Source organism: Shewanella mangrovisoli, assembly GCF_019457635.1.
GTDB classification, from domain to species: Bacteria; Pseudomonadota; Gammaproteobacteria; order Enterobacterales; family Shewanellaceae; genus Shewanella; species Shewanella mangrovisoli.
This window is the reverse complement of the sequence record NZ_CP080412.1, coordinates 2075245-2090401: the sequence shown is the minus strand read 5'-3', so window position 1 is coordinate 2090401 and position 15157 is coordinate 2075245. Positions and strand designations below refer to the sequence as shown.

At 47.3% G+C, this 15157-nt stretch carries 11 protein-coding genes; 1 reads left to right on the top strand and 10 read right to left on the bottom strand.

What is annotated here, in order from left to right:
• Positions 1-3: 3 nt before the first annotated feature.
• From K0H60_RS09245 to K0H60_RS09200, 10 genes are all read right to left on the bottom strand, one after another.
• Positions 4-2319, bottom strand: coding sequence for an efflux RND transporter permease subunit (locus K0H60_RS09245; RefSeq protein ID WP_220057943.1), 2316 nt, complete (start codon positions 2317-2319; stop codon positions 4-6).
• A gap of 31 nt (positions 2320-2350) precedes the next feature.
• Positions 2351-3361: a YCF48-related protein gene (locus tag K0H60_RS09240; protein ID WP_220057942.1), complete on the bottom strand. Its 1011-nt coding sequence runs from the start codon at positions 3359-3361 to the stop codon at positions 2351-2353.
• A 55-nt stretch (positions 3362-3416) separates the two neighbouring features.
• Positions 3417-4781 carry a DUF1329 domain-containing protein gene (locus tag K0H60_RS09235; protein WP_220057941.1) on the bottom strand — a complete coding sequence of 455 codons (1365 nt, stop codon included), beginning with the start codon at positions 4779-4781 and terminating at the stop codon, positions 3417-3419.
• A gap of 12 nt (positions 4782-4793) precedes the next feature.
• On the bottom strand, positions 4794-6836 hold the full coding sequence (locus K0H60_RS09230) for a DUF1302 domain-containing protein (protein WP_220057940.1): 2043 nt from the start codon (positions 6834-6836) through the stop codon (positions 4794-4796).
• A 335-nt stretch (positions 6837-7171) separates the two neighbouring features.
• Positions 7172-7390 (bottom strand): DUF2835 domain-containing protein, encoded by a 219-nt coding sequence (locus K0H60_RS09225; RefSeq protein WP_011716791.1) that lies wholly within the window; start codon positions 7388-7390, stop codon positions 7172-7174.
• A 515-nt stretch (positions 7391-7905) separates the two neighbouring features.
• Positions 7906-10455 carry an aminopeptidase N gene (gene pepN / locus K0H60_RS09220; protein WP_220057939.1) on the bottom strand — a complete coding sequence of 850 codons (2550 nt, stop codon included), beginning with the start codon at positions 10453-10455 and terminating at the stop codon, positions 7906-7908.
• A gap of 85 nt (positions 10456-10540) precedes the next feature.
• Positions 10541-12592 carry a carboxy terminal-processing peptidase gene (gene prc / locus K0H60_RS09215; RefSeq protein ID WP_220057938.1) on the bottom strand — a complete coding sequence of 684 codons (2052 nt, stop codon included), beginning with the start codon at positions 12590-12592 and terminating at the stop codon, positions 10541-10543.
• A 28-nt stretch (positions 12593-12620) separates the two neighbouring features.
• Positions 12621-13262: an RNA chaperone ProQ gene (gene proQ, locus K0H60_RS09210; RefSeq protein ID WP_086017251.1), complete on the bottom strand. Its 642-nt coding sequence runs from the start codon at positions 13260-13262 to the stop codon at positions 12621-12623.
• A gap of 278 nt (positions 13263-13540) precedes the next feature.
• On the bottom strand, positions 13541-13999 hold the full coding sequence (locus tag K0H60_RS09205) for a GAF domain-containing protein (protein ID WP_220057937.1): 459 nt from the start codon (positions 13997-13999) through the stop codon (positions 13541-13543).
• Positions 14000-14014: 15 nt separating this feature from the next.
• Positions 14015-14314, bottom strand: coding sequence for a YebG family protein (locus K0H60_RS09200; protein ID WP_088211616.1), 300 nt, complete (start codon positions 14312-14314; stop codon positions 14015-14017).
• Positions 14315-14520: 206 nt separating this feature from the next.
• Here K0H60_RS09200 and K0H60_RS09195 point away from each other — a divergent pair, with 206 nt between their 5' ends.
• The gene (locus K0H60_RS09195) at positions 14521-15156 is read left to right on the top strand and encodes a paraquat-inducible protein A (protein ID WP_011716786.1); all 636 of its coding nucleotides are present in this window, start codon (positions 14521-14523) and stop codon (positions 15154-15156) included.
• The last annotated feature ends 1 nt before the right edge of the window (position 15157 follow it).

The window sequence follows — 15157 nt, the reverse complement described above, 5'->3', positions numbered from 1 at the left end:
TATCTACTTAGCCTGCCGCCAGAATACCGCTGCCAGTGCTGGCAGGATAATTATGGCGCCCAACATATTTACCACAAACATGAAGGTGAGCAGGATCCCCATGTCCATTTGGAACTTAAGCGCCGAGAAAAACCAAGTACTCACCCCAATCGCCAACGTCAGGCCAGTGAAAATCACCGCACTGCCCCGCTCGACTAACGCTTCATAGTAGGCTTGCTGTACTGGCATCCCATTCGATAACTTAGATGACATGGTCGACAGGATATAAATACCGTAGTCAACACCGATCCCCACACCCAGCGCAATTACGGGTAAGGTACTGACTGCTAAGCCAATATTAAGCTGAGTCATCAGTGCCTGCGCCAGTGTGGAGACCACATAGAGCGGAATAATCACCGCGACTGTCGCTTTTAATGACTTAAAGCTGATAAGACAAAGCACAAATACCGCGCCATACACATAAATCATCATAGGCAATTGGGCTTCCGCCACCGCTTCGTTGGTCGCCGCCATTACTCCGACAGGGCCAGATGCTAGCTTAAATTGCAGTTTATCATTGTCCATTTTGGCCGCGACCGCTTTCACCTTAGCGACAACCGTTTCAATGGTTTCCGCCTTGTGATCCTGCATAAATAGATACACAGGCATCACAGAGCAATCGCCATTTAACAAGCCCGATGTCGTTGGGATCTGGCCAATTGCTTGCACTAAACTCGCAGTGGTGCGCGGTAAGACTTCCCATCTTGGGTTGCCTTCGTTAAAGCCAGCATTCACTTTTTTCGCCACCGAGGCCAAGCTCACTGTCGATTCAATACCAGGGGTATTACGCACTAACCATTCAAACTCATCAATTTGCGTCAGCATATCGTGGTAAGTACAGGCCTCAGGGCTCGCTTCCACAATCACAGTCATAACATCGGTGGTAATAGAGAAGTGATCTGTAATAAAGAAAGTGTCCAAGTTGTAGCGTGAATCTTGGTGTAAAGCTGGCGCCCCGCCCTGCAAATCGCCAATTTTCATCTGATTAGCCTGTTGCAGACCCGCAAAATACAAGGCAATGGTTGCCACAATTACCACTACCGCGTATTTCGGCGTGGCAAATTTGGCAAGGTAGCGCCAAATTGCCTCGGCTCGCACTTCATCCGAAGTCGGCGCGCCCTGTGGTGCAACCTTAAGTTCAGTGAAAGAAATCACTAAAGGCAGAAGGATAAGGTTAGTGAAAATAATCACACCCACCCCGAGTGAGGCCGAAATGGCCAGCTCACGGATAATACCGATATCAATGGATAACAGTGTGATAAAACCGACCGTATCAGAAAGTAGTGCTACCCCGCCCGGCACCAATAAGCTACGAAACGCAGAAGCCGAGGCTGCCTTGGTGGTTTGTCCGTCCATCACGCGACGTCTGACCGCGTTGATCATCTGCACCCCGTGACTCACCCCGATAGCAAAGACGAGGAATGGCACCAGAATTGACATGGGGTCTAGGCCAAAACCGATGACCGTCAGTAAACCCAGCTGCCAGATCACCGCCGTTAAACTACAAACTAATGGCAATAGGGTCAGAATAAGTGACTTTGAAAACAGATAGACCATCACCGCCGTGATCAAAATGGCAATCACGAAGAACAGCAATACGCCTTTGGCGCCATCGGCCACATCACCCGCCATCTTCGCAAAACCGATAATATGGATTTTCACCTTATCGGTTTCATACTTACCGCGAAGTTCCTTCTCTAGCTGAGCGGCAAAAGCGATGGTATCTAAGGGCTTACCCGTTTGTGGATCAAAGTCCATCAACTGGGCCGACACCATAGCGGCACTATAATCATTGGCAATCAAGCGTCCGACAATGCCCGCTTTTTCAATGTTATCGCGCACCGTATTCAAGCCCGCTTCGGTGGTCGTAAAATCGGCGGGGATCACAGGGCCGCCCGCGAAACCATCTTCCACGACCTCGGTAAAACGGGTCGAAGGTGAAAATAAGGATTTCACCTGTGAGCGGTCAACACCGGGAATAAAAAACAGCTGATCGTGAACGTTTTTAAGGGTGTCGAAAAAGTTCGGGTTAAAAATATTGCCGCTGGTGTCTTCAACCGCCACCATAATGCTATTCGCGCCACCAAAATCTTTTTGATGTTTGAGGTAGGTTTGCATATAGCTATGATTAAGCGGAATATTTTTAATGAATGCTGCATCCATTTTTAATTGACTAGCTTGGTATCCCAAAAAAACCGTCAGCAAAATAAAAATGCTCACCACCCAAGCACGGTTGCGGAATAAAAATGACTCAAATCCGTTGACCAGTTTTTCTAACATCTTATCGGCCCTGTTATTGTTGTTTTATCATTTATGGCTTTAGAGTGAGTAGCCCTTGGCTACCCGATAACCACACATTCCCTTGGTTATCTTTGGCAATCGAAACTAAGTTTTCCCCCTGGCGACGCGTGACAATACTCGCACTATCATCCTGATTTAGCTGAATAACAACGCCAGCATTCCCCACAAGGTACAGGCTAGAGTCTGAGCTCACCAAAGCGCCATTGATGGATGACTGCACGGGCATTTCAATCTCGTCCCATTGGCCAAGGCTCAAATCTGCCTTAAATACGTGTCCCCTCAATCCCATCACGTAGACCGCATCCTGCAATTGAATGGCATTGAACATCGAGCCGTCGTAATCAAACCCAGTACGGGTAAAGGTTTGGCCCTTATCGGCCGACACCGCCACAAGCCCAAGCTCTCCGACTAATAGCAAACGACCATCATTAAGAACGATCATCCGGTTAAAATGCGGCAGTAACGAGGCGCGCTCAGTCAAATAAGCGGTTTGGTCGCTATTTTTTAACTCAGCCAAATAGGACACGTCTTCTTCGGCGAGCAACTCTTCGTGGAATTCTTCTGCCCAAGTATTGCCGCCATCATGGGTTCGATAAAACAGTCCGTACGCCCCAATCGCCATGCCGTCCTGCTCATTGAGAAACAGCACATCGAGGAAAGGTTTTTCAATTTCGCTCGACTGCATTTGTAACGACCATGTCTGGCCGCCATCTTGGGTGTGTAAAATAGTGGCATCGTGCCCGACTGCCCAACCGAGTTTTTCATTTAAAAAGAACACTTTTGTCAGCTGCGCCGAGGTCGGTGTCGGCACCTGTTGCCAAGTATCATTGAGCACGAGCACATGGCCACGCTCACCAACGGCGACTAAACGCTGTCCCGCATGGGCAATATCTAACACTAAAGAAGATGCCGCTAAGGGCTGAATTTGCGGGAAAGCCTCAGACACCGTAGAAAATGAAGGGGAAGAAAATAAACAACCAACACTGATTGCAGCGGCGCATTGAAGGATGCGAAACGACATACAAACTTCCTTAAACTAATGAGGGGCGCTTAGCGCCCCTTTATACCGTGGCTGATTAACGGATACCTTCGCGACGCAGCGCGTCTGGGGTGAAGTTTGCTTCACTCAACTTGGCATCGAAGTTATACATCCCACTCTGGTTGTCTAAGCCCATGGCCAAATAACGACGGGACTGTAGGTCGTGGAACACTTCTAAGGTATCCCACTGGGTTGGGACTTCGTAGTAGTTCAAGCCGTGGGCAACCGCCACACGGTAGAGTTCATCACGGTTGTCATACAGATCGGCAATCGAGACTTGCCATGAGTCTTCGTCAAGATACATCACACGGGTTTTGTAGATGTGGCGCATACCGTCTTTTAAGGTCGCCTTCACTTCCCATACGCGGTGTTTTTCCCAACGAACAAACTCAGGATTGATATGACCGGGTTTTAAAATCTGGTCATATTTCAGCTTGTCTGAGTGCAATTTGTAGTCGTTGTATGGAATATAGATTTCCTTCTTGCCCACAAGCTCCCAGTTATAACGCACAGGTGAGCCGTTAAACATGTCGAAATCGTCTGTGGTGCGCAAACCATCGGATACGGTACCCGGAGTATCAAAGGCAACGTTGGGTGCTTTACGAACGCGGCGCTGACCCGTGTTATAGGTCCATGCTTGGCGTGGCAGCGCCTCTTGGTCCATGGTTTCTTTCACTAACAGTGCCGTACCTGCTAAGCGAGCTGGCTGAGTCACCACTTGTTTAAAGTAGAACAGCGTGTTGCTGGCCTTTAACTGGTCAAGGGTGATTTCGGGGCGAGAATATTCAAAACGAATCTCCTCAGCGGTTTCCACTAAGGTGTAGCTGCCATCGGCCGTCGGTGCCGCTTGGCTACGTGAAGTTTCAACATCCACACCACGGAAGCGCAGAATATGGTTCCAAATCGCTTCTAAGCCATTGGCAGGGATTGGGAATGGAATACCAATCGATGCGCCCGAGATACCATTACCCTGTGCAACTAATTCAGCGCGAGTGGCGTTGGCTTTGGTCGCATCATAAACAAATTGTGGCACTGATGCGCTGCGGCGCGTTTTGTACACATTCATCTTGTAAGTATCAGGGTAAAGCTCAAACAGTTTCATTTGACCCGGGGTCAAGAAATCCTTGTATTGGGCTTTGTTCGCATTGGTAATAGTGAATTCAATTTTATCCTCAGGGAAAGGATCGGGGTGATGCATCCCCTTAGAGTATCCAGCAACTGGCTTAGTAATACCGCCATCCCAAGCGGGAATAGAGCCATCGGCATTGCCGGCTTTTTCTGCGCCTAATGGCGTTAATTCGTTACCCAATTTAGCGGCGTCGGCTTCAGATACCTTTGCCATCGCTACAGGTGCTACAAGGGCCATCATCACGGCGCTTGCCAATATCGACAGTTTCTTCATTGTTATAGTCCTTTAGATCGAATACTTGATATTGAAAGAAATATAATCACGATCTGACATCGCGTTGGTTGTTCCTACACCGCCAAAGAAGTTGTTGTAGGATAAGTCTGCGCCCCAACGGTTTTGGTATTCAAAATTCAGACCCAAGGCCACTGACTTACGTCCTTCGGTAAAGAGGAACATAGGATCAGGCGTAATACCGTCGACATCGTGTGAGAAAATCAACCGAGGAGACATGTTCACGCCCGCAAACAAGTTGTTAAAGTCCGCTTTGGCCACCAGACGGTATCCCCACGCGAAATCCGTTGGGAATGGGTTGGTTTCTGGACCATTGTGTAAGGCTTGGATAATGCCAGGCATATCGGGGTTACCGCCAGAACGCGCGGTACCTGGGCCATTGAGACGCAGTTCATCAAAACCTGGCATATCATGGATCCATACCCCGCCGACTTCCGCCAACATCGTCAGGTTATCCAATCCCAAGGTAGGGCCGAATAAATGCGTGAAAGTGACTTGCGCTTGAGTGGTATCGAGGCGAATAAAACCGTCAACGGTTTCGCCAGGTTGTACGCCATCAATCTGTGAAATGCCGTCGAAATCGGGGCGAATACCCGCGTTGGCTAACTGTTGTGGCATACCCGCAAACAGCAGTTCTACGTCATCGATTTGCAGCGGTTCGTCTTGGCGATGAGCGATTTCAGCGCCGACTGAGGTATCACCCAGTGAGGTGTTAAAGCTAAAGCCATAGAGTTTAATGTCTTCAGGATAAACAATTTGCGCCTTAGAGAAGCTCTTTAAGCTGAGCAACAGTTCACGGTTAATATCACTCGCGTTTTGGCCGAGTACCGCAAGGTCAGACAACAATGCGCCAGTGCTAAAGTCGGCGGCGGTACCGCTGATCAGTGGACGACGACTGTGGTAGTTCATAAAGTAGAAACCAAACTCGGTATCGCCTAACTCAGGGGCGTAATAACCTAGCTTGATACCATATTGGCCACCGTTGCTTGGCGCTTGCTCATCTTGAACTAACGTCACTTTAGTGGGATAAGCCAGTGCCATCGCCACCAATTGCTGTGTAGGAATCGTTTGACCACTGGCGATCATGCCAGCGAGTTTCTGATATTCCTGCGTCAAGAAGTCTAAATTGATGTCTGGGTTAGCGTTAAAGCCTAATTGCGCGTTCTGGTTATAACCACCGTAACCGGCGAAATCGTTAGTCGCAAAAATCGAACCAGGGGTTGGGATCCATACAGGTTCCCAGTCATATTGATAGAAACCTTCTACCGATAAGTTTTCGGTGATCCCCAATGAGGCCCACACCATACCCTGAGGACGGAAGGCTTCTTTAAGTTCCGCGCCAGGCGCGTTCAGGATGTTCAAATCGACGGGGTTGATTTCACCAATACCGTGGGCGATCAGCGTACTTTCACCCCAAGAAACCACTTGGTTACCGACACGGATAGAAAGCGGGTTAGCACCATCGTTTAAATCAAAATTCGCATATACGAAGGCATCCAGCAGACGGATGTCCTTACATTGCACTTCGGAAGCTTTGCTGTCGCGGCAAGGATCGTATTCTTTCCCGGTTAATGGGTCATTGTAGTCGTAATTACCATCGTTTAGCTTGCGATCGTAGAAGTACATGCCACGAACGAACAGACCATAGTTCTCATACTTAAGGGATAACTCGTGCAATCCTTTAACGATTTCAGATGTAGTATCACCTTGAGAATAAAGTAAATTACTTAAATCGTTGTTGCTAGAGTAAGAACCAGGTTGTGCCCAAATCTCAGCAGAAGTGTACTTGGTATTGCCAAATGCGGAGTAATTTGACCAATCAAACTGCGGCTGGTTTACCTTACCAATTTGTCCGTCCCAATCGCGCTCCCCGACACGCCAACTGGCACCCGCAGTCCAAGTCGAGTCAAAAGTCCCTTTTATCTCCCCCCAATCGAACGCAACCGCATTAACATTCGACACCATCAATAAACTCAATGCCGACGCCACCCCCAAAGCAAGCGCCGACTTGTTAAAACTTTTTTTAACAATTTTCATTTTAGCTCTCCGTACCCTGCTGGATTCTTTGTTCTTGGAATTACAACCAACATCTTGTTAGCTCACAGGTAACATCATTGTTACAGCAATTAATCCCCATGAGCAAGGCACAGTTAGAGAAAATTTTCTAAAGAATTAAGCACGTAGACACATTTATGTCATCTACTACGGCAATGGGATTTAAATTAGAAAAGCAGCAGATTAAAAAGCGTGGGAAAAAGCAGGTAAAAAACTTTATATTTCATTAACATAATTACAAAGAAAATATCATATTTACGCGATTGTAATTAGTCGACCGTTTAAAGTAATTGCTCTAAATAAAAATCAACAATTTATTAGGCTAACTGCTCCAGCGACACAAATTGCCCTTTATCATCAAGCACCAGTTTGAACTGTCCATGGATACCGTTATCGGTTAAAAAACGCCTAAAATGTCGGCCATTAATCCAGAGGATCCGCCCCTGACGTTCACGCACTTCAACCTTATCGGCAAGGCCTTGGTAGTAAGGCAAAAACTCTCGATAGCTTAGGTTTAGCTTAAAATACAATTCCATATTGATACTCAAAATAATCTGCGCCTGCTGAACCAAGCAGGCTTTATGGCGAAAATGCGTGACATCATTAGACTCGTCAAAAAGTAAATAAACTATAAGGACTTACAGTAACTCACAATCTAACCGCTACAGCGCTGCGTAACAGCAAAATCTTAGACTCCCCAGTATAAAGCGGCTTTCCTTAGGTTTAACTTAACGAGCAAAAGAGTATGACTAAGGTATGCCACTGACTGTGCATCTATCCAAAAGAGCGCAATTTCCACAGGGGTTTAAAAAGGAGTACAGAGTGCTCATTTCAAGGAACAAACACCTAGGACAGACATTTATAAAGCTCTACTTCTAAGGCATTTTTCCTAGAGCTCAACATTGAGAGCCTCTATGTGTTTAGCATCTAAATCAAAGACTCTCAGTTTAAGACGCACGACATCAAGCTACAAAATATCCAGCAGTTTGCAACCTGGCGCGGCAAGCCGCTTGAAAAATAAGGGCAGCAAAGCGCTGCCCTCGCCCAACTCTTATTGCGCTAAGGCTTTAGATACTTTCTCAAATAAGTCCTTTGAAAGCTCTGGTAATGCCAGTAATCGCGTTAAACAAGCCTTGATCTTGGCCTGACGCGCCGCATCAAACTTACTGAATTGAATGAGTGGCGTCACCATACGCGCTGCAACCTGCGGGTTGAGTTTATTTAAGCTGATAAGGCATTCAGTTAAAAATTCGTAACCTTTGCCATCGGCGCGGTGGAACTGATAAATATTCCCGGCCGCGAAACTGCCAATCAGTGAACGCACGCGGTTAGGATTGCTCATGCTAAAGCTCGCGTGCTGCTGTAATTGACGCAAGCTATCAATCACCCCTTCCACATCATGGGTCGCCTGCAGCATAAACCATTTGTCCATCACCAGCGGCGTATCGCGCCAGCGGGCTTCAAACATTGCCATCAAATGTGCGCGGCAAGGTAACGAGCCGACATTCGCCGCACTTAATGCGCCGAGTGAGTCAGTCATATTGGCTGCCTTATCAAACTGCTCAACCACAAAGCTTTCGGCCTCGCTACTGACTCGGCTCAACCAGTTAAGACATTGGTTTTTCAGCGCTCGCGCTTTTGTGCAATCACGGTTTACCAATAAGCGATACAGCGCCGTTAATTCATCTTCACAATAGGCGGCAAGCTCTGTGAGCACAAATTCGCGGGCTAGGGCTAAGGCATCTAAATCGACCGTGTCGGTTTGCTCAATCAAAGCTGAGGCCGATGGTATGGCTAACATTTCCGCCATCAGCGCCTGATCTAACAACTCATCGAGTAAGGCACCTTTGAAACTGTCTTTCACGCGCTCATCTAAGGTCATGGTGTGATGTTGCTGTAAATGCGCCACATTTTGCCAAATCGCTTGGCTCACGAGCGTAACCGACGCCTCCCAACGTGCCACTTCACTCGAGGCAAAGCGCATCAAATGCACCAGTTGATCGATTTCAAAGAGATAATGTAATTTAACCGGTGCAGAGAAATCCTGTAGTAAGGATGCCACGGGTTTATGGCGCATACCTTCAAATGTAAAGACTTGCTCTGCTTGAGTAAAATCAAGCACTTGATTTACCAGCGACTGCCCTTTCTCATCTAACAGCTCTAAGCTAAAGGGAATATGCAAAGGTGAAGCACAGCCCGCTAAGGTTTGCTTGAGGGTTAACTGGTAAGTCCCAGTCTCGGCATCAAAACTGTCACTTGCGGTGACAATTGGCGTGCCTGCTTGGCTATACCAGAGACGGAATTGCGTTAAATCTATACCACTGGCATCTTCCATCGCCGCGACAAAATCATCGCAAGTCACGGCTTGGCCATCGTGGCGTTTGAAGTATAACTTCATCCCCGCTTGGAAATGGACTTCACCCAACAGGGTGTGCATCATGCGAATAACTTCGGCGCCCTTGTTATACACAGTAACAGTATAAAAATTATTCATCTCAATCACAGACTCGGGGCGGATCGGATGCGCCATTGGGCCTGAGTCTTCAGCAAACTGCTGGTTTTTGATGACTTTAATCGCGTGAATTCGGTTCACGGCACGCGAACCTAGATCCGAACTAAATTCCTGATCGCGAAACACGGTTAAGCCTTCCTTGAGGCTTAATTGGAACCAGTCACGGCAAGTCACGCGGTTCCCCGTCCAGTTGTGGAAATACTCATGGCCGACCACAGATTCAATGCCGTGGTAATCCTCGTCGGTTGCGGTCAAGGTATCGGCCAACACATACTTGGTATTAAAGATGTTTAAGCCTTTGTTTTCCATCGCCCCCATATTGAAAAAGTCGACGGCGACTATCATGTAGATATCTAAGTCGTACTCGAGGTCAAAACGGGACTCATCCCAAGCCATGGACTTTTTCAGGGACGCCATAGCATGGTGCGCTTTGTGTAAATTACCTTTATCGACAAACACCTGCAGTACCACTTTGCGATGACTACGGGTGATAAACTCATCCTGCAGCAGATCGAAATCGCCAGCGACTAAGGCAAACAGATAGGCGGGTTTTGGGAAGGGATCTTGCCAGCGCACATAATGGCGCCCCCCATCGAGCTCGCCTTTTTCAATCAAGTTGCCATTACTGAGCAGGAACGGAAACGCCAGCTTATTGGCCTCGATTCGCACTGTGTATTTGGCTAATACATCGGGGCGGTCGAGAAAGTAAGTGATACGTCTAAAGCCCTCGGCTTCGCACTGAGTACAGTAGGCGCCGTCGGACATATAGAGCCCTTCGAGGCTTGAGTTAGCCTCGGGATCGAGTTGGGTGATGATGGTCAACTCAAATTCATTCAGGCTTGTCTCGATGGACAACTGCCCTTCACTTGCGTGATACGTCGCCGCTTGTCCATCAATGGTCACACTCACCAAGGTCAAACTTTCACCATCGAGCACTAAGGGATTGGTGTGGGAAGAAGTGCGTTTAACTTTGCTAACGGCTTTAACCAGAGTGTTTTTACCATCGAGATTAAAATCTAAATCAATGGTTTCGATCGTGAACTGGGGAGCTTGATAATCTTTAAGGTATTTTGCTTGAGCTTGTGTCATGTCGTTCCCTTTAACACTTTGTTCTAAATAAGAAAAACGCGCCATAAGCGCGTTTTAAGATAAGGTAAACAGGCGCGATAACCGCCTATTTAGTGCCAGCGTTAGCCAGCTTTTTTGCATCCGCCATATCTAAGGTGATATAGGCCGTTTCGTCTAAGAAGGCATCCGGTGCTTCAACATCGTCTTTATCTTTAATGTCTTCCATCGATTTAACCGTGGCTAAACCATGGGCAACACGACGCTCGTTGGTTCTATCGAGGACTTTCTTCTCATCGGCTTCACGTGAGGCAATACGCTCACTCTCAACTAAGGAGACAGTTTTCTCTTTATGATGCTTTTTAAAGTCGGCAATATCTTGATTGATATAGTTAAACTCAACATCGTTCTGAATACGGGCAAGGTGTTTTTTCTCTAAACTGGCCACTAATTCTGGAGTGATGTCGTTGAGAGTACCGTATTGCGCCATCGGCACTTTGTCCCAAGGGAGAGCATTCTTCTCTTCCGCTTCACCGTATTCACCCGGCTCTAACGCACTTGGGTAAGCAATGTTAGGGGTTACACCCTTGAGCTGAGTACTGCCACCGTTGATACGGTAGAACTTTTGGATCGTGTACTGTACGTGACCAATCGGCTTCTCGTACATATCGTAGATACGACCTAGGCTCTTATGCTGCTGCACAGTGCCTTTACCAAAGCTTGACTCACCGACAATCAGCGCACGGTCGTAATCTTGCAAGGCAGCGGCAAAAATCTCAGAGGCTGATGCACTGTAACGGTCAACCATAATGGTTAACGGGCCTGCGTAGGTCGTCTTGCCATCGTTATCACGGTGGGCAGACACTCGACCATCGGCATCACGCACTTGCACAACAGGGCCCATATCGATAAAGAGTCCCGTCAGTAACACGGCTTCGGTTAACGCACCGCCGCCATTACCACGTAAGTCGATAACGACGCCTTCAACCTTGGCTTCATTTAACTTCACCAATTCTTTTTCGACGTCCTGGGATAAATTCATATAGAAACCAGGAATTTGAATTACGCCCACTTTGCGGTTGGCGTATTCACCGTCTTTTGGCTCGATGATCTTTGAGGTCGCGGCACGGTCTTCTAAACGAATTTTATCGCGCACTAAGGTCAGATTAAACGGCTTAGCGTTAGAACCGCCCTTCTTAGGTAAAATCTGTAATACAACTTTACTGCCCTTAGGACCTTTAATCAGATCGACGACATCGTCTAATCGCCAGCCGATCACATCAACAATCTCACCGCCTTCTTGGCCGACACCGACAATCTTATCTTCCGGTGACAGCTTTTCACTGCTGGCCGCAGGACCGCCTGCAATCAAACTCTTGATGACAGTGTAATCGTCTTCGAGCTGTAACTGTGCACCAATCCCTTCGAGGCTTAAGTTCATTTCCATTTGGAAACGCTCAGCATTACGGGGCGATAAATAGCTAGTGTGTGGCTCGATGCTGCGAGAAAACGCATTCATCACCGCTTGGAACACATCTTCGCTATTGGTCTGGGTCAGACGCTTGATGGCGTTGTTATAACGCTTTTGCAGAATATCAACGATTTCAGGCCATTTCTTGCCTGTGAGTTTCAGATTCAACGCATCGTATTTAACACGTTGGCGCCACAGCTCGTTGATCTCGGCTTGATCTTTTGGCCAAGCCGCATCTTCTCTGTCGTACTCGTAGGCATCACCTGGCACGGTGAAATCCATCTCTTTATCGAGCAGAGAAAGCGCGTACACAAAGCCTTCGTAGCGACGCTTTTGCACCAAATCAAACATCTTGTAGGCAGGGTCAAGATCGCCCGAACTCAACATATCATCGAATTGATTGGTATAAGGCTTAAAACTGTCAACATCGGCTTGCGTCAGCACATTACGACGGTAATCGAGTTGCTGCAGGTAACGGTCGAAGATCTGCGCCGAAAACGCATCGTCTAAGGCGAATCTGTGATAGTGGGAACGAGTGTATAAATCCGTCACTCGCTTACTCGCCACTTTATGCTGCGCTTCCTGCTTGAGAGTGGGTAACTCGCTGATTTGAATCGTGGGTGGTACAGCCCAAGCCGAGAATCCGACAAAAACAGTGGCAATGGATGTAGCCAAAGTGAGTTTTCGCATCAACAAGTTACTCCGTTTGATTAAATGATTACAGCAGGATATGTTCCGCTTTCACTTTTACCGTTAAGCCGCTATCCAGCTGAACATGAATGTCCTCTTTGTTAATGTCGGTGATCACGCCGGCTACTGGCGTCATACCTAACTTAACATTGACACGTTGCTTCTTGGTTAGATCGGTCAATTGCGCTTGCACTAAGTTAACCGCAGGCTCAGCCTTAGGGGCTGCTTTTGCTGGGCGCTCAGTCTTACGTGCAGGTACAGCCACTTTCTTAGGGGCTTTCTTCGCAGGCGCTTTGCCAGCAGGTGCCGCTTTAGGTGCTTGAGCAGCACGCTTAGCTTTGGCTTTATCTTGGCTTTCTTTCAACATAGCTTGAGCATGATCGATATGCTCTTGCTCTAACTCACCGCATGGTTGACCGTCGAGGTCTACACGCTGTGCACCGGCTTTTACCGATTTCAGGTAGCGCCAGCTGCTGGTGTAGCGTCTTAAGGCAACTCGCAGTTGAGTTTTACTGACTTTAGAATCATCAGCCAACCTTTCAGCCAAATCTTGAAACAATCCGATTTTTAATGGCTTAGTTTCACCTTCAGCAATAAAGCACAAAGGAAATGTTTCATACAAATACGCCAAAATTGCGTTGGTGTCGGTCAACTTATCTGTTGATTCCATCATTACTTCCACAGTTAAAAAGGGACATCGAATCCGAGGTGATAAAAATCAGCTTCTTACGAGTCGTTTATCTTGGTTAAGCCCACATATGAGCCAAAGTACAAATTAGCATTCTCGCCGAGTTAACTAAAGTTAAAAAATATAAGTTAACAATTTTTCACGGCTGAACCTATCAGGCTTATTTCAGCTGTGCTCAAAATAAGCCTTATCAGTGCATGCGCTATTATAAGGCGCACGCCACCGATTGCGACTATGAATTATGCGTTATTGTACGCAAATTAAGCAAATAGGCAGTTTTCGAAGCTTTTTACCAATAATTCCAAGCCCTTTTGGTCTTCTTCATCGAAGCGGTCAAAAATAGGGCTATCGATATCCAGCACGGCCACAACCTTACCATCGGCGCGGACTGGGATAACAATTTCAGAATTACTGGCCGAATCGCAGGCAATGTGACCATCGAATTGATGCACATCGGCGACACGCTGCGTCTGATTGGTTTGCGCGGCGGTACCGCACACGCCCTTACCCATAGGAATACGGGTACAGGCCACTTTACCTTGGAAAGGACCCAACACCAGTTGGTCGCCACGCATCACGTAAAACCCCACCCAGTTCAGTTCGGTCAGATTATCGTTTAGCAAGGCAGAAAAGTTAGCCATAGCAGCCACTAAATCATCCTCGCCCTCGAGTAAGGCCAGCGCTTGACGATTCAGTGACTCATAAAATTGCGGTTTCATAGACTTCCTAAAAAATTATTCGGCAGCGTCGTCCTTCTTAGGCGCTTTTTTCGCTGCATTTTGTTTTGATGGCGTACTATTAACTTGAACTACGCCTTTAAGCAAGTTTGTCAGCTCATCTTTATTGTTAGCAAAATAGAATGCGAGCTGTTCGCTCACGGTTTCATCAATTCCGAGCTGCGCTTTTTGAATAAATGGAATGAGGTTGTCGGCGATGTCGAGCATCTTATCGTAGGCATCAGCCTCCTTTTTCGATATGAATGTCATCTTCTCCACCCCTTCTCTTACCACGACAAACTGTGTAATAACTGCCATGACTGCCCTCGCACTGTTTTTATATACAGTAATCAGGATGACATAAAGTGAACTAGTGATGCAAGTGTTCTGATTATTCTGATATTATGAGACCGCTTTTCGTTGTCGAGATGGGTCAAGCTGTTTGATGTCTCATTGGATAATCTGCTCGTTTACAGATTATTTGCGCAATCTCAATGGCTTTGGGGCTAATTTAATATTTTTATATGCATGAAAATACAGCAGAAAACTCTGTAATCCTCTGTCGTTCCTGCGACTTGGCCATTCGAAAGCGCGCCCTACCTACGGGTGTTAGGGCGTTATGTCCGCGCTGCAGCACTGCACTTTATGACACACCATACTGCTCGGTAAACGGCATGCTGGCGCTGTGCATTACCGCGCTGGTGTTCTATTTCCCCGCCAATTTTTTCCCGGTGCTCGAAATCCACTTTTTGGGCAGTATTCGCACCACTACAGTGTTTCAAGGCGCCTTTGCGGTGTTCGACCAAGGTTATTGGGTCGTTGGGCTAGCCGTGCTCGCCGCCGCCGTGATTGGTCCGGGTTTGTTGATTCTATCGATCCTCAGCCAGATTTTGATCGTCAAATGGGGACTTGGCAGTCCATTTTGGCGTCGCAGCCTCAAACAGTTATTAAAACTGCAAGGACTGTTATCCCAGCTGACTATGCTGGAGATTTATGTGATTAGCTTTCTGGTTTCGTCATTTCAATTGTCTGATTTTTCGGATATTTACTTCGGAATGGGCACCTTTTGTTTCACTATGCTTTTTTTAGTCACTCTGTTCCTGCAGCGGGAATACGATATCGAGCATATGTGGAGTCTACTGATGCAGGGGCGCCGCTAAG